Consider the following 15,525-nt stretch of genomic DNA (forward strand, 5'->3'; position numbering starts at 1 on the left):
ATCGAAGGCTTGCCAAACTATGCCCCATTCGGCGCGCTCAGGCCGCAGAGCTTGCGGACTGTCCCTTGTCGCCGGGATGCCCTTCGCTAGGTTCCAGCGGCATGCGGGTCAACCCCGGCAAATGTATGGACAGCATGGCATTCTCCCGCAGCAGCCGCCCGCCGGCCGCGCGTGCTTCGGCGGCGGCGAGGCGCAGGGCGAAGCCGGTGCCGAACATGCCGGCCCATGGCGCGCCGCCCTGGCCATGGCCGTCACCGGCGCCAGCGTGGAACAGCCCGACATTGCCGAGCCCGGCCAGAGCGGCGGGCAGCGACATGGTGATGGCGATCTGGCCACCGGCCTGTTCCGGCGCCTGAGTGAGCGAAATCGTCAATTGCTCGTCCGCCACCGCATGGCTGGAGAGCGCGGCGAGCAGGCGCCAGATCAGCCTTTCGGCCTCCAGCGCGGGCAGGGCGACGGGCATGGTGCTGTCCGCGCCCGAGAGCACCATATGCAGCCCGCGCGCCTGTGCTTGCGGGGTCAGGCGGGCCAGCGCGGCCTTCAGACATTCGGCCATGTCGCAGGCGCCGCTGGCCAGTTCCATCGCGCCGCTGTCGAGGCGGGCGAAGCGCTCCAGCTCCTCAAACCCTGCCAGCATGCGCGCGCTGTCGGCTGCGATGACGGCGGCCAGAGCGCGATATTCATGCGGCGTGGGGCCGAAAAGCTGCTGCTGGATGATCTCGGCAAAGCCCTGGATGGCGTTGACCGGCGTGCGCAATTCATGAAGCACCTGACGCAGCCGGTCGCCATCGGCGGAGGCCGGGGCCTTGTGGACCTCGCTGACCGGGGGGCGGCGCATGCGGCCGATATGGCCGACGAAGCGCCCGCTCAGCGGATCGAAGCGGGGCACGGCATCGACCTGCCATTCGCCGGTGACGCCCTGGGCGCCCTCCAGCGCGACAGAGATCGCGCGGAACGGCTGATGCTGGCGCACGGCCAGCGCCAGAGCGGGATGATGCGCCAGCAGATGGCCGACCACCATCGGCGCCATGCCGCCTTCGGCCCAGGTGATGCGTCCTTCGGTGTCGCTGGTGAAATCGAAGGCGCGGATCGGGTTGAAGGGGGTGACATCGCCATCGAGCGGAAGCTGGGGCGCGTCGCTGACCGGGGCGGCGACACGGGCGCGGCGGAAGGCCTCGATGCGGCGGACGATGGCGCCGATGCTGTCGACGCCCGATGGGGGCGGAGGCGGGGCCTCAAGCTCGGCGGTGAGGGTGAGTTCGGGCTCTGCCGGGGCGGCGGGTTGCGGTACGATGGGCTCGACGGAAGCAAACTTCACCGGTGGCGTGGTTTCGGCAGCGACGGGCGCTTCCGGTGCGGGCAGGCCTCTTTCGGCAATGCCCAGACGCGTCAGCAGCGCGCGGGCGCGGGGCGGCAGATCGGTCCGCTCACGCAGAAGCCCCCGCGCATGCAGCGGCAGCGCGGGAATCAGATCGAGCCATTGCTCCTCGCCCAGATCGGCCGAGCGGATCGCGGCGCCCGCCACCGCAGGCTCCATCGCGCAGAGCGCCGCCATCAAACGCGGCGAGCGCAGGCGCTGCCCCGGCTGGCCCAGCATGCGCGCGCGATCGGCCACAGGGATATGCCCCGCCAGTTCGCCCAGCCGGCGATAGGCGGCATCCACCAGATCGCCGCGCGCCTCCGCGGGCATGGTGCCCAGCAGATCGATCAACTGGCGAAGCTGGATGCGCGCAACACTGGCCCCCATGGGGACTAGGCGCAGCACCGTGGCAAGGCGATCATCATACAGCATCAAAAGCGATTCGAAGCACCTGTTGGGGCAATGCGCCCGTGAGGGTAGAAGGTGTGATTACAACGCATTTGGTTATGCATCTGCTTACGCCCCGCCCAAAACAAGACAATCAGCGAAGGAGGCATCATGATCCTCCGCCCTCTGGCCTAGCAGCTTGGCCATAAGGTGAAAGACCCATGTCGCAGCGCGTTGCAAAGCGGGACGATTGCGGGCATAGACAATAATATTATCGGCTGCCGCAACGCAGGCAGTGTTTGTTTCCTCCAATGTGGGCTAATCCTGCATTTTGTATAGGGTGGGGTTTTCAAAAAGGTTATGGCCAATCTTGACCAGATTGATCGTCGGCTGCTCGCCGAATTGCAGGACGAAGGGCGCGTAACCAACGTCGAACTGGCGCAGCGCGTCGGCCTCACGGCGCCGCCCTGCCTGCGCCGCGTGCGCGCGCTGGAAGAAATGGGCGTGATTCGCGGTTACCATGCCGAACTCGACGCTGCCAAGCTGGGCTTTGCGATCACCGTCTTCGCCATGGTTTCGCTGAAAAGCCAGGCCGAGGACTCGCTGAGGCAGTTCGAAGATCACGTTCGCCAGCTTCCCGAAGTGCGCGAATGCCATATGCTCAATGGCGAAATCGACTTCATCCTGAAAATCGTCAGCCGCGACCTGCAGAGCTTCCAGGAGTTCCTGACCAGCAAGCTGACACCCGCGCCTAACGTGGCGAGCGTTAAGACTTCGCTGACGATCCGCACCTCGAAGCATATTCCGGGTGTGCCGTTGGAGGTTTGATCGGGTTTTCAGAAGGTTGAAAAGGGAAATGCGAGGGTGTTACACCCTCGCGCTCCCATGAATGTCTACGTTGCGCACAGGGTTCGACGTTGCGCCCAGCTTGCCGCGCCGCAGGCTTTCAAACGAGAAAAGGCGCCGGGGCAAAACTGCCTGCGGCGCCTTTTCTGTGCTGGTGGAGAGGCTGGGCGTACCAATTCGGCGCCACTGCCTTATCGTCGGAAGACGTCATGGGAGCGCGAGGGGGTAACCCCCTCGCACTTTTCTTCCCTTAATGGGCCTTCTTGGCCAACCACTCTTCCAGCCACTTGATGGTGTAGTCGCCGCTGCGGAAATCGGGCTCCTGCAACAGGGCCTGATGCAACGGAATCGAGGTCTTCGGCCCCTCGATCACCATCTCTTCCAAAGCGCGCTTCAGGCGCATGATGCAGCCCTCGCGCGTGCGGCCATAGACGATCAGCTTGGCGATCATCGAATCGTAGTAGGGCGGAATGCGATAACCCGCATACAGGCCGCTATCCACACGCACATGCAGGCCGCCCGAGGCGTGGTAGTTCTCCACCTTGCCGGGCGAGGGCGCAAAGGTCCAGGGATCCTCGGCGTTGATGCGGCATTCGATGGCATGGCCGCGGAATTCCACATCCTCCTGCTTCACCGAGAGCGGCTGGCCGTCGGCGATGCGGATCTGCTCGCGCACCAGATCGAGGCCGGTGATGGCTTCGGTGACCGGATGCTCCACCTGCAGACGGGTGTTCATCTCGATGAAGTAGAACTCGCCCTTTTCCCACAGGAACTCGATGGTGCCCGCGCCGCGATAGCCCATGTCGGCCATGGCCTTGGCCACGATGCCGCCCATGCGCGCGCGCTCTTCCGGCGTGATGACGGGCGAGGGGGCCTCTTCCAGCACCTTCTGGTGGCGGCGCTGCAGCGAACAGTCGCGCTCGCCCAGGTGAATGGCTTCACCCTTGCCGTCGCCGAAGATCTGGAATTCGATATGGCGCGGATTGCCGAGATACTTCTCGATATAGACCGTGGCATCGCCGAAAGCGGCCTTCGCCTCGGACCCGGCCTGCTGCATCAGCGTTTCGAGGTCTTCGGGGCGCTCACACACCTTCATGCCGCGACCGCCGCCGCCGCTGGCGGCCTTGATGATCACGGGATAGCCGATCTCCTCGGCGATCTGCTGAGCCTCTTCCACATCCGAGACCGCGCCAGCCGAACCGGGCACCAGAGGCATGCCCAGATCGCCCGCCGTCTTCTTGGCGGTGACCTTGTCACCCATGGTGCGGATATGCTCGGGCTTGGGGCCGATCCAGGTGATGCCGTGCGCTTCGACGATCTCGGCGAAGCGGGCATTTTCCGACAGGAAGCCATAGCCGGGGTGGATCGCATCCGCGCCGGTGATCTCGGCCGCGCTGATGATGGCGGCGACGTTGAGATAGCTGTCCTTGGCGGCGGGCGGCCCGATGCACACGGCATTGGTGGCCAGGCGCACATGCATGGCATCGGCGTCGGCGGTGGAATGGACCGCCACCGTCTCGATGCCCATTTCATGCGCGGCCCGCAGGATGCGCAGAGCGATTTCGCCCCGGTTGGCGATCAGGATGCGTTTGATGGCCATGGTCGGCTTAGCCGATCACCACCAGAGGCTGGTCGAATTCGACCGGCTGGCCGTTGTCGATCAGAATGGCCTTGACCGTGCCGGCGGCAGGAGCGGTGATGGGGTTCATCACCTTCATGGCTTCCACGATCAGCAGCGTGTCGCCGGCCTTGACGGTCTTGCCCACGCTGACGAAGTCGGGAGCGCCGGGCTCGGCGGCCAGATAGGCGGTGCCGACCATGGGCGACTTCACGGCCTTGCCGTCGATGGCGGGCTCGGCGGCAGCGGCGGGGGCCGCAGCCACGGGTGCGGCGGCGGCCGGTGCGGGCGCATAGGCCACGGGGGCAGCAGCCACCATCTGGGGAGCGCCACGCACGACGCGGATCTTGCGATCGCCATCGGCGACCTCGATCTCGGTCAGGTTGGTTTCGGCCAGCAGTTCAGCCAGTTCGCGCACCAGCGTGCCGTCGATATTCATGCCCAGGTCGCCGGTCTTGCCGTCGCGGCCCGTGTTGTTGTCGTCGCTCATGGGGTCCCCTTGGCGAAAAATAGATCAGCGCGTGCCCCTAGGCCCGTGGAAACCGGCGGGCAAGGGGCAGGCGCATGGTTTTTGCCGGGCCTGCGCCTTACAGCGCTGCCACGGCTTCGATCGCCAGCGTATAGGACCTTGCGCCGAAACCCGCAATCGTAGCCATGGCGGCCATGCCGATATAGCTCTTGTGGCGGAATTCCTCGCGCTTGTGGGGGTTTGAGAGGTGAACCTCGATCACCGGCACGGTGATGCCCTTGATGGCGTCGTGAAGGGCGACGCTGGTGTGGGTGTAGGCGCCGCCGTTCAGGATGACGGCCTTGGCGCCGGTGGCATTGGCTTCGTGCAGCCAGTCGATCAGCGCGCCTTCGTGGTTGGATTGGAAGGTTTTGACCGTCAGGCCCAGCTTTTCGCCCTGCGTGACCAGCCGCGCATTGATGTCCGCCAGCGTTTCATGGCCGTAGATATGCGGCTCGCGGATGCCCAGCAGATTGATGTTGGGGCCGTTCAAAACATAGACGGTGCCGGGGAGGGGGCTGGAGTCGGTCATTGTTACCTACCTGTTTAGGGAGTTTTCCTTCTCATACAGGGCAGGGGCGGGGGTGCAAGGGCGCCCCAGGGGCAGGGTGCAAAGGCGCCCCAAGGGGCGGGCGGGCGCGCCCTTGCGTCAGCGTTTACTTGTCGGTTCCGTTGGCTTTGCCCCATTGGCGCGCGGCGGTGTAACCCAGATAGCCGGTGCCGAAGAGCGTGTAGAGCGAGGAGGGAATGCCCTCGAGATAGGTGTTCATCCCCGTGGCGATGGCCTTGGCCATATCGGGCCGAAAGGCGGACAGCACGCCCATCGGAATGGCGCAGAGGATGATGACATACATCACATAGAGGAAGCTGGGCCGCGCCCGGCTGGTCCAGGGATCGGCGGCATTGGCCTCGGCCACGATGGCGGAGAGCTGGGTCTGCAGCGTCTGGAGTTCCTGCGTGCCTTGCAGTTGCAGCAGTTGCAGCTTGGCGGCGTCGCGCTGGGCCTTGTCGGGGATGATCCGGTCGAGCAGGGCGGACACCGGCGAGATCAGCGTGTCGAGCAGAGGCATGGTTCAAGATCCTTTTGGGTGGGAAGGATCTCGGAAAATAACCAAATGGGCGTGATTAGGAAAATGCCGCGCCGGGCGTGATGTCCGGCGCGGCTTTGGAGCATCGTGCGAAAAAGTGAGAACCGGTTTTTCGCTTAAAACGATGCGACCACAAAGAATTACAGCAGTTCCTTGAGCGGAATCCCGGTATCGGCCAGCTTTTCGGGATCGGGGCTGGCGCTTGCCTCGATCAGCTTGCGGCCCTGGACATAGTCCTTGACCACATTGACGCTGTCGATGGCGATCATCCGGCCACCCTTGAGGTAAATCACCGAGAAGCTGCGCGATTCGGGCGATCCGCGCAGCACGGTGCGATCATGGCCCACCGAGAGCCCCGCCGTCTGCAGTTTCAGATCATACTGGTTCGACCAGAACCACGGGAACGCCTTGTAAGGCGCCGGATTGCCCAGAATCGCCTTGGCGACGCAGGTGGCCTGATCATTGGCGTTCTGCACCGATTCGACGCGCATCACCGCGCCGCCCGCATATTCGCAGGCGAAGCTGGCGCAGTCGCCGATGGCATAGATGTCGGGCAGGGAGGTGCGGCACAACTCATCCACATCCACGCCATTGGCGCCCGCCGCGCCCGCCTCGATCAGCGGCGCCACGGCGGCGATGATGCCGATGCCCACGATCACCGCATCGGCGGGGATTTCGCTGCCATCGGCGAGCTTGACACCGCGCACGCGGCCTTGGCCGATCAGCCCGGCCACGCTGACATCGGTGCGCAGATCGACGCCATGAGCGCGATGCTCGGCTTCATAAAAGGCGGAGAGTTCCTCGCCGGCCACGCGGGCCAGCACGCGCGGCGCGGCCTCCAGCAGGGTGACATGGCAGCCCAGTTTGGTGAGCACGGCGGCCGCCTCAAGGCCGATATAGCCGCCGCCGATCACCGCGATGTTTTTCACGCCGCCATCGACTTCGCCCATCAGGCGATCGCAATCCTCGCGGGTACGCACGGCATGGACGCCCGCCAGATCGGCGCCTTCGCCCGAGAGGCGGCGCGGATCGCCGCCTGCCGCCCAGACCAACTGGCCATAGGTGACATCTTCGCCGGTGGAGAGGGTAACAGTGTGCGCTTGCGGATCGACCCTGGTGACTTCCACGCCCAGCAGCAGCTCGATCTCCTTCTCGGTCCAGAACTGGGGCGGGCGGATATAGAGTCGCTCGAAGGTTTTCTCGCGGGCGAAATATTCCTTGGAGAGCGGCGGGCGCTCATAGGGCGGCTCATGCTCGCGCCCGATCAGCGCGATGCTGCCGGTAAATCCCCCCTGACGCAGGGCAATGGCGCATTGCGCGCCTGCATGGCCCCCGCCGACGATCACGATGTCTTTTTGGCTCATGGCGCCACGTTGGCGGAAAAAAACGCGCCGTCAATCGCGAGAGTGGATAGGCCATAACGAAAAAGCCGCTTCCTGCGCGAAGCAGGAAACGGCTTTTTCAATTGGTCGGGACGAGAGGATTCGAACCTCCGACCCCCACACCCCCAGTGTGATGCGCTACCAGGCTGCGCTACGTCCCGACCGGAGGGCGCCCTATATGCGGGGCTTTTCAGGATGGCAAGCACCTGTTTTGCAAAAAGTGATCCGGCAGGCGTTCATGCCTGTGGAAAAATCCTCAAGTGCCGTGGTTTAGCGGTGGCCGATGCGCGCCGGGGCGTTTCGTTGCCTTGCGCGTGAAAGCCTGCTAGGCGCCGCCGCTGGCCGGGGGTGTGCCTCGCGCGGGTTTTTGCGAGCCTTGCGCGCATCGCGCATGATCCCTGGCGCGTGCGATTGTATCGATTCCATCACGAAAGATTCGTCTTATGACCGTTTCCCTCTTGCCCGTGCTGGCCGCCGCCTCTGCCGACAGCCCGCCTGCCTGGCTGCAGTTCCTGCCCTTTATCGGCATGGGTCTGGTCATGTGGTTCTTCCTGCTTCGTCCGCAGATGCAGCAGCAGAAGCAGCAGAAGGCCAAGCTGGAAGCGCTCAAGAAGGGCGATCAGGTGCTGACCGGTGGTGGTTTCATCGGCAAGGTGGTGAAGGTCGATGCCGATTACGTCGATGTCGAACTGGCGCCGGGCCTGAAGGTCAAGGCGCTCAAGTCGACGATCGGCGATGTGATCCCGCCCGCCGGCAGCGCCCCTGCCAACGACTGATCGGATCTGGCCCCGCGGTTGACGCCGCAGGGGCCGATGCCCATCTCCCGCTTTCCTCAATCTTCCCGCGCGTTCTGCCGGGACCGCTGACAGAGCCGCAAACACATGCTCGATTTTCCCCGCTGGAAACAGCTCTGGTTATGGTTCATCGCGCTGGCGGCGATGGCGGCGGCTGTGCCGTCCTTCGTGTCCTTTGCCGGTTACGCATGGCCTGCCGCTCTGCCCAACCCCAAGATCAATCTGGGGCTCGACCTTGCCGGCGGCAGCCACTTGCTGCTGGAGGCCAACCCCGATCAGGTGACGGCGCTGCGCCTCGAATCCAAAGAGGAAGAGGTCCGCAACGCCCTGAAAAAGGCGAGCCACCCCGTCCAGATCGGTGACATCTCGAACAAGGACGGTTCGCTCAGCTTCATGGTGAGCAACCCGGCCGATGTCGATGCCGCGCGCGAAGCCGTGCTGCCGCTGACCAATGGCGCCGGGCTTTCGGGCCAGCGCGACTGGGACATCAAGGTGGTGGACACCACCCGCATCGTGCTGACGCCCACCAAGGCGGGCATCGATCAGGCCGTTTCGGACGCGATGAGCGTGGCCACCGAGGTGATCCGCAAGCGTATCGACGCGCTGGGCACCCGTGAGCCGACCATCATCCGTCAGGGCGCCGACCGCATCGTGGTGCAGGTGCCGGGCCTGAAGGACCCGACCGCTTTGAAGGAACTGCTGGGCAAGACCGCCAAGCTGGAGTTCAAGCTGGTCGACACCACCGCCTCGCCCACCGATGTGCAGTCGGGCATCGCCCCTCCCGGTGACGAGATCGTGCCCTATGCCAGCGGCGCCGGGGCCATGGCGGTCAAGCGTCTGGGCGGCATCAAGGGCGATCAGCTCGCCAGCGCCAAGCAGGTCTTCGAACAGCAGACCGGTGAAGCGCAGGTGCAGATCAACTTCAACCAGGCCGGCGGCGAGAAATTCGCCGCCCTGACCAGCGCGAACGTCAACAAGCCCTTCGCCATCATTCTGGACGGCAAGGTGCTTTCCGCGCCCAACATCAACCAGGCGATCCTGGGCGGCACTGCCGTTATCTCGGGCAGCTTCACGGTGCAGAGCGCCACCCAGCTGGCGATCGCGCTCAATTCGGGCGCGTTGCCGGTGGACCTCAAGGTCGTGGAAGAGCGCACCGTCGGGCCCGACCTTGGCGCCGATTCGATCCAGAAGGGTGCCATCGCCATGGGCGTGGGCACGCTGGCGGTGGTGGTGTTCATGGCCGTGACCTATGGCCGCTTCGGCATGTATGCCAATGCGGCTGTCATCATCAACGTCATCATGATCCTTGGCATCATGGCGGTGTTCAGCACCACGCTGACCCTGCCGGGCATCGCCGGTTTCGTGCTGACCATCGGCGCGGCGGTCGACGCCAACGTGCTGATCAACGAACGCATCCGCGAGGAACGCCACCGGGGCCGCAAGGTCTTCCAGGCGGTGGAGCTGGGTTACAAGGAAGCCAGCCGCACCATCTTCGACGCCAACATCACCCATATCATCTCGGCCGTGCTGATGTTCGTGCTGGGGTCGGGCCCGATCAAGGGCTTTGCCGTGGTGCTGATGATCGGCATCGTCACCTCGGTGTTCACCTCCGTCTATCTCACCCGCATGTGGGTGGCGCTGTGGCTGCGCAAGGCGCGCCCCAACGACATTACGATCTAAGGGGCCGTTGCCATGCGCCTGCTCAAACTCGTTCCCGATCACACCAACATCCACTTTCTGAAGTGGCAGTGGCCCACCACCATCATCAGCGTCGCGCTGATGGTGCTGAGCTGGGTGCTGATTTTCACGCATGGCCTCAATCTGGGCGTGGACTTCGTGGGTGGCCAGATGATCCGCGTCACCTTCACCCAGAGCGCTTCGGCCCCGACCGCGCAATTGCGCAGCGAGGTGGAAGCGCTGGGTTTCGGTGAGCCGATCATCCAGACCTTTGGCGCCCCCAACGAGATCTCGATCCGCCTGCGCCTGCCCGAAGGCTCCGACAAGAACCCCGCCGCCGCCGAGGCCATGGCCAAGACCGTCACCGCCAAGGTGAAGTCTGCCCATGCCGACGCGCGCATCGATGGCATCGATTCGGTCTCGGGCAAGGTCTCGGGCGAGCTGGGCACCGTTGCCATCAAGGCGCTGGGCGCGGCGGCCCTCGCGATCTCGATCTTCATCTGGTATCGCTTTGAATGGCAGTTCGGCGTTGGCGCACTGATCAGCCTTATTCACGACGTGACGCTGGTGCTGGGCCTGTTTGCCATCACCCAGATGGAATTCGACCTGACCACCGTGGCCGCGATCCTGACGGTGATCGGCTATTCACTCAACGACACCATCGTGGTCTATGACCGCATCCGCGAGAATCTGAAGAAATTCCGCAAGATGCCTCTGCCCGAGCTGCTGGACCTCTCGGTCAACGAGACTCTGGCGCGCACCGTGGTAACCTCGGGCACGATGCTGATCACGCTGCTGGCGCTGGCGCTGCTGGGCCCCAAGGTGATCTTCGGCTTCTCGGCCGCGCTCATCCTGGGCATTTTCGTCTGCACCTATTCCTCGATCTATGCCGCGGCCCCGATGCTGATCTGGCTGAAGGTGACGCCCTCCAGCTTCGTCGACACCGAGAGCAAGCTGGACCGTCAGGAAAGGCTGGCGCGCGAACAGCGCTGATCTGTTTCAGCGCTTTTACGAGCTTTGAAGCGCCGGGCGGCCTTTGGACTGGCCCGGCGTTTTGCTGTCAGCGGGCGATGGCGTTCCAGAAGCTGGTGATGGCCTGAGCGTTGGCCTGCCAACTGAAAGAGGCGGCATTGGCGGCAACATCCTGCTGGGCCGGAGGATCGGCCAGAAGCGCCCGCAGAGCCTGAGCAATGGCGTCCGGCGTACGCTCGGCCAGACGGCCCGCGCTGGGGGCCTTCACCACCTCCGCCGCGCCGCCGATGGGCGGGATCACCAGAGGCGTGCCGCAGGCCAGCGCCTCGATCCAGACATTGGCGAGGCCTTCGCGCTCGCTGGGGAGCACCACGGCGTCGGCGGCGCTCATCAGCAGGGGCAGGCGGTCATGGCTGACTTGCCCAAGGACATGGACGCGTTCGGCGATGCCCAACTGTTGCGCTTGATCGCGCAGGGCGGCCTCATCCGCGCCTTTCCCGGCCAGCGCGAGATGGGCTTGCGGGATCTGCGCCAGAGCCGAAAGCGCCAGCCCCTGACCCTTGATGGCGATCAGTGCACCGGGGGTTACGAAAAGCGGCGCGCCTTCGGGCAGGGCGATCTCGCTGAACGAGGCGCGAGCCTGCGCGCGCGGGGTCACCTTGAAGCGCTGATGATCCAGCCCGGTGTAATGGACGGTGATCTTGTCCTCGGGCAGGCCGAAAGCGGCCATATCGGCCTTGAGCGCCCCCGACACCGCCAGCATCCCGGCAGCTTGGGTCCCCGCCGCGCGAATCTGCGCCAGAGCCTTGGGGCGCGTGGCCCAGTAGTGAATATCCGACCCACGCGCCTTGATCGTCAGCGGCAGACCCAGCGCCCTGGCGACGATGGCCGCTGCCGGGCCATCGGGGAAGAAGAACTGCGCATCCACCACATCGAAAGGCGCCTCCGCATGCAGGCGCCGGACCAGAGGCAGGATGGCGCGGGCGATCCGTCCCGGATTGCTGTCGCCGCCGATCAGCGGGATCAGCGTGAAACGGGGATGGTAAACCGTCAGCCCGCCAAGCTCGGACTGCGCCGGGCACTGCGCCAGCGTGGCATAGGGCTCCCGCCGCGCGAGCGGGAAGGGCGGCAGGCCGATGGGGTTGATGACCGTCACATCGGCCTGCCCGCCAGCCGCCACCGCCTTCATCTGATTGGCAACAAAGCCGCCGAACGCCGGGCGCACCGGGGCGGGAAACAGCGTGCTGATCGAGAGGATGCGCAAGGGCGGGTTGGTCATGCCGCTGTTCCTACGCAAGCTTTATGGATCAGCGGTTAAGCTCGGATCAGAGCCTGCGCACCAGCATTTCGGCCACGGCCAGCCATGGCGGATTGTCGATCACCATCTGGCGCTGCCCCACGCCGGGCGGCAGCAGGGCGACGCGGTGGTCGTCGCGGTCGATCAGGCGACCGAAGGCGAAGCGGCCACCGGGGCGGGGCGCCAGCACGTCGCGGTTGACGAGGCGCGAATAATCCTCCGCCGAGATATGCCGCAGCCAGATCTGGTCCCCGGCGCGATATTCGCCCGCGCTGACCTCCACGGTCATGGCGACCAGCGTGGCATCGCCCGACAGGGCTGTGGGCAGGATCGCGTCGCGCGGGGCGGTCAGCGCCTCTGCGCCGCTTTCGACGAGGCGGGCGACGATGCGCGTCTGGCTGTCGGTTTCCGAGCGCACCAGCACCTCGGGCTCGACCTCCAGCGCGGCGGCGATGCGGTTCATCCACACCAGCGAGAGGTTGCGCGTGCCGGTCTCGAGTCGGCCGATCGTCTGCGCCGTGGTGGCGGGCACGCAGCGCGCGGCCACATCGGCCAGGGTCAGGCCCTTCTGCTTACGGATATCGCGGATGCGGTTAATCATGAGCGGTCGGGCCTCTAACCGATATGGTTTAACTGTGTCCTACACTAGCTTGCTTCTGGCATGTTGTCTCGCAATTGTTGCACTGCAATAAGGAGAAAATGAATGAGGCGCCTGCTGGAAGAGCGCGAAATTGCGGCAGAAGGGATCGTTGCAGCAGGGCAGGGCAGCGCTGCATCCGCGAAACAGGCGGGCAGCGGGCGCGGGGCGCGGGCGGTGACGGTTAATCTGGCCGAATCGCCGGTGAGTTGGCTGCATGCGCGCGGCCATCTCAGCGACCGCGAGTTTGCGGCGGGTGAGCAATTGCGCCGCGATTTCGAGGCCGCGCAACTGGCGCCCAGCATCTCGATGCGGTGGGATGGGGTGCGGGTAAAAGGTGGCGCTAACAGCGGCTTGCACGCCAGCGAGCGCCAGATCGCGGCAAAAGCTCGCTTCGATGGCGCGCTGGAGGCCGCGGGCAAGGGGCTGGGCGATGTGCTGTGGCGCGTGGTCTGCGCGGGGGAGGCGCTGGTCGATGCCGAAAAGGCGCTGGCCTGGCCCGCGCGCAGCGGCAAGCTGGTGCTGAAACTGGCGCTGGAAAGGGTGGCGGATTATCACCGCCTGCCATGAGGCAGGCCAAGCCTGAACTTGCCTGCCCTGATCCAGCGCCGTTTCAGCCTTCCACCATTTCCGCCAGTTCCAGCCAGCGTTCCTCGGCGGCATCCTTTTCGGCGCGCGCCTTGTCCAGCCCGGCGGTGAGTTGGGCAAACCGCTTTGGATCGCTGGTGTAAAGCGCCGGATCGGCCAGAGCCGTCTCCAGCTTCACCATATCGCCCTCAAGCTGCTCGATGCGCGCGGGCAGCAGATCGTAATCGCGCTGATCCTTGTAGCTCAGCTTGCCCTTCTTCACCGGCATCGGCGGCGGGGGCGGGGCCTTTTCACCCGTATCGGCCTTGGGCTTGACCGCATTGCGCTGGGTGCGCTGCTTCTGCCAATCGGCATAGCCGCCCGCCACGATGTCCACCTTGCCGCTGCCGTCCAGCCCCAGCGTGACGGTCACGGTGCGGTCGAGGAAATCGCGGTCATGGCTGACGATCAGCACGGTGCCGTCGTAATCGGAAATCACCTCCTGCAGCAGGTCGAGCGTTTCCAGATCGAGATCGTTGGTCGGCTCGTCCAGCACCAGCAGGTTGGAAAAGCGCGCGAATTCACGTGCCAGCAACAGGCGCGAACGCTCGCCGCCCGACAGCGTGCCGACCCGCGCCTCGACCAGACCGGGGTCGAAGAGGAAGTCTTTCAGATAGCCGTGGATATGCTTGCGGGTGCCGCGCACGTCGACCCAATCGCTGCCCTCGGCCACGATATCGCGCACGCGCTTGTCGGGGCTGAGCAGGCTGCGCTGCTGGTCGATCACCACGGCGGAGAGCGATTGCGCCAGCGTCACCGTGCCCTCATCGGGCTCCAACTCGCCGATCAGCATCTTCAACAACGTGGATTTGCCAGCGCCATTGCCGCCGACCAGACCGATGCGGTCACCGCGCTGAATGCGCAGGGAAAAGTCCTTGATGACGGTGCGATCCCCGAATCGCTTCACGATCTTGTCGGCCACGATCACCGATTTGGTTTTCGAGCCATCGCCGGTGATCTGCATCTTGGCCACGCCCTGCGGCGTCATCATCGCCGCGCGCGCCTCGCGCATTTCATAGAGCTTTTCGAGGCGGCCCATGTTGCGCTTGCGGCGCGCGGTCACGCCGCGCTCCTTCCAGTGCTCCTCGATCTTGAGCTTGGCGTCCATCCGCTCGGCGGCGCGGGCCTCCTCGGCATAGACCTGATCTTCCCAGGCCTCGTAGCCACCAAAGCCGATCTCGCGGCGGCGCAGCGAACCGCGATCCAGCCACAAGGTCGCCTTGGTCAGGCGGGTGAGGAAGGTACGGTCGTGGCTGATGACCACAAATGCGCCGTTATAACGCTGCAGCCAGCTTTCCAGCCAGTCGATGGCGTCGAGGTCGAGATGGTTGGTCGGCTCGTCGAGCAGCAGCAGATCGGGCTCGCTGGCCAGAGCCCGGCAGATCGCGGCGCGGCGCTGCTCACCGCCGCTGGCGCTGGCGGCGTTGCGCGACAGGTCGATGCCAAGCTGGCCCGCGATCGATTCCACCTCATGGCGGGGCGGGGCGTCGGGCGCGCGCAGACAATAATCCATCAGCGTTTCGCAGCCGGTGAAATCGGGCGCCTGCTCCAGCGTGATCACACGCGTGCCGGGCTGGACCGAGCGCTTGCCCTTGTCACCCTCCACCGTGCCCGCGATCAGCTTCAGGATCGTGGATTTGCCCGCGCCATTGCGGCCAATCAGCGCCAGCCGGTCACGCGGGGCGATGTTGATGTCGAGACCCTGAAAAAGCCAACCCGATCCCTGAATGAGACCAAGCCCTTCCCAGCTGAGAATAGGTGCTGCTGCCATAGACGCGCGCCCTAGCGCCCCGCGCCATGCCATGGCAAGGGGAACCGGGACCGTAAACCCGGCTTTAAGAGGCAAGGACGATGATTGCGCATGGCTCTTGGAGCTTTACGGTGCCAATATTCACACAGGGTTCAAATGCCACTCCATAATGCTTTGAGCATGAGCAGAGTTTCGCTTTCTCGCATGATGGTGGCGCTGGTGCTGGCGGGCGGTGTGATCGCCGGCGGGCTCGCCTATGGCGATGCGGCGCATGCGGGGCCACCCGATCCGCAGACGCAGGCAAGGCAGGCCGCGCGTTCGGGCGCGGTGCGCTCGCTGCGCCAGATCGAGCAGGAAGTGCTGCCCGGCATGAGCAACATGCAGTATCTGGGCCCCGAATATGATCCGGCCGCCATGGCCTATCGCCTCAAATTCATCCGTCAGGGCCGGGTGGTGTTCGTCGATGTCGACGCGCGCACCGGGCAGATCATCCATGCCCCGCCGCATGGCCGCTGAGGGGCGGCCGGCGGCCTGACCTTTTCGGGCCGCTTGACGTCATCCTTGCTCAACCCCATGTCCATC

Annotated in this window: 15 protein-coding genes and 1 tRNA gene; 6 read left to right on the forward strand and 10 right to left on the reverse strand. The window is 65.0% G+C overall.

Features of this window, described 5'->3' with window-relative positions; genetic code table 11:
• Positions 1 to 37: 37 nt before the first annotated feature.
• The gene (locus ABDW49_RS05920) at positions 38 to 1,792 is read right to left on the reverse strand and encodes a histidine kinase dimerization/phospho-acceptor domain-containing protein (protein WP_343610426.1); all 1,755 of its coding nucleotides are present in this window, start codon (positions 1,790 to 1,792) and stop codon (positions 38 to 40) included.
• Between the two features lie 315 nt (positions 1,793 to 2,107).
• Here ABDW49_RS05920 and ABDW49_RS05925 point away from each other — a divergent pair, with 315 nt between their 5' ends.
• Positions 2,108 to 2,575, forward strand: a complete 468-nt coding sequence (locus ABDW49_RS05925) for an Lrp/AsnC family transcriptional regulator (protein ID WP_068080770.1) — start codon at positions 2,108 to 2,110, stop codon at positions 2,573 to 2,575.
• A gap of 268 nt (positions 2,576 to 2,843) precedes the next feature.
• Here the strand turns inward: ABDW49_RS05925 and accC are convergent, their stop codons facing one another.
• The 6 genes from accC to ABDW49_RS05955 form a co-directional block, all read right to left on the reverse strand.
• Positions 2,844 to 4,193, reverse strand: coding sequence for an acetyl-CoA carboxylase biotin carboxylase subunit (gene accC, locus ABDW49_RS05930; protein ID WP_343610429.1), 1,350 nt, complete (start codon positions 4,191 to 4,193; stop codon positions 2,844 to 2,846).
• A 7-nt stretch (positions 4,194 to 4,200) separates the two neighbouring features.
• Positions 4,201 to 4,701, reverse strand: coding sequence for an acetyl-CoA carboxylase biotin carboxyl carrier protein (gene accB, locus ABDW49_RS05935; protein WP_343610431.1), 501 nt, complete (start codon positions 4,699 to 4,701; stop codon positions 4,201 to 4,203).
• A gap of 97 nt (positions 4,702 to 4,798) precedes the next feature.
• Positions 4,799 to 5,251, reverse strand: coding sequence for a type II 3-dehydroquinate dehydratase (aroQ, locus tag ABDW49_RS05940; RefSeq protein WP_343610432.1), 453 nt, complete (start codon positions 5,249 to 5,251; stop codon positions 4,799 to 4,801).
• Positions 5,252 to 5,375: 124 nt separating this feature from the next.
• Positions 5,376 to 5,789 carry a holin family protein gene (locus tag ABDW49_RS05945; protein ID WP_343610433.1) on the reverse strand — a complete coding sequence of 138 codons (414 nt, stop codon included), beginning with the start codon at positions 5,787 to 5,789 and terminating at the stop codon, positions 5,376 to 5,378.
• Between the two features lie 158 nt (positions 5,790 to 5,947).
• Positions 5,948 to 7,171 carry an FAD-dependent oxidoreductase gene (locus tag ABDW49_RS05950; RefSeq protein ID WP_343610434.1) on the reverse strand — a complete coding sequence of 408 codons (1,224 nt, stop codon included), beginning with the start codon at positions 7,169 to 7,171 and terminating at the stop codon, positions 5,948 to 5,950.
• A gap of 102 nt (positions 7,172 to 7,273) precedes the next feature.
• Positions 7,274 to 7,350: transfer RNA gene (locus ABDW49_RS05955), tRNA-Pro, on the reverse strand.
• A 282-nt stretch (positions 7,351 to 7,632) separates the two neighbouring features.
• Here ABDW49_RS05955 and yajC point away from each other — a divergent pair.
• The 3 genes from yajC to secF all read left to right on the forward strand — a co-directional run bounded on the left by yajC (position 7,633) and on the right by secF (position 10,653).
• Entirely contained in the window at positions 7,633 to 7,965 is a 333-nt protein-coding gene (gene yajC / locus ABDW49_RS05960) for a preprotein translocase subunit YajC (RefSeq protein WP_206238905.1), read from the forward strand.
• 105 nt (positions 7,966 to 8,070) lie between these two features.
• Entirely contained in the window at positions 8,071 to 9,663 is a 1,593-nt protein-coding gene (gene secD, locus ABDW49_RS05965; RefSeq protein WP_343610435.1) for a protein translocase subunit SecD, read from the forward strand.
• A gap of 12 nt (positions 9,664 to 9,675) precedes the next feature.
• Complete coding sequence (gene secF, locus ABDW49_RS05970; RefSeq protein ID WP_343610437.1) at positions 9,676 to 10,653, forward strand: protein translocase subunit SecF; 978 nt, start codon at positions 9,676 to 9,678, stop codon at positions 10,651 to 10,653.
• 67 nt (positions 10,654 to 10,720) lie between these two features.
• On the opposite strand, the gene ABDW49_RS05975 is transcribed toward secF, so the two are convergent.
• On the reverse strand, positions 10,721 to 11,911 hold the full coding sequence (locus ABDW49_RS05975; RefSeq protein ID WP_343610439.1) for a glycosyltransferase: 1,191 nt from the start codon (positions 11,909 to 11,911) through the stop codon (positions 10,721 to 10,723).
• Positions 11,912 to 11,957: 46 nt separating this feature from the next.
• A complete protein-coding gene (locus ABDW49_RS05980) occupies positions 11,958 to 12,530 on the reverse strand; it encodes a helix-turn-helix transcriptional regulator (RefSeq protein WP_343610441.1) in 573 nt (190 codons plus the stop codon).
• Between the two features lie 102 nt (positions 12,531 to 12,632).
• Between ABDW49_RS05980 and ABDW49_RS05985 the strand changes: the two genes are divergently transcribed.
• A complete protein-coding gene (locus tag ABDW49_RS05985; RefSeq protein ID WP_343610443.1) occupies positions 12,633 to 13,136 on the forward strand; it encodes a DUF6456 domain-containing protein in 504 nt (167 codons plus the stop codon).
• A 43-nt stretch (positions 13,137 to 13,179) separates the two neighbouring features.
• On the opposite strand, the gene ABDW49_RS05990 is transcribed toward ABDW49_RS05985, so the two are convergent.
• Positions 13,180 to 14,964: an ATP-binding cassette domain-containing protein gene (locus tag ABDW49_RS05990; protein ID WP_343610445.1), complete on the reverse strand. Its 1,785-nt coding sequence runs from the start codon at positions 14,962 to 14,964 to the stop codon at positions 13,180 to 13,182.
• Between the two features lie 159 nt (positions 14,965 to 15,123).
• Here ABDW49_RS05990 and ABDW49_RS05995 point away from each other — a divergent pair, with 159 nt between their 5' ends.
• Positions 15,124 to 15,459, forward strand: a complete 336-nt coding sequence (locus ABDW49_RS05995; RefSeq protein WP_343610447.1) for a PepSY domain-containing protein — start codon at positions 15,124 to 15,126, stop codon at positions 15,457 to 15,459.
• The last annotated feature ends 66 nt before the right edge of the window (positions 15,460 to 15,525 follow it).

It is taken from the genome of Novosphingobium sp., from assembly GCF_039595395.1.
Classification (GTDB): domain Bacteria; phylum Pseudomonadota; class Alphaproteobacteria; order Sphingomonadales; family Sphingomonadaceae; genus Novosphingobium.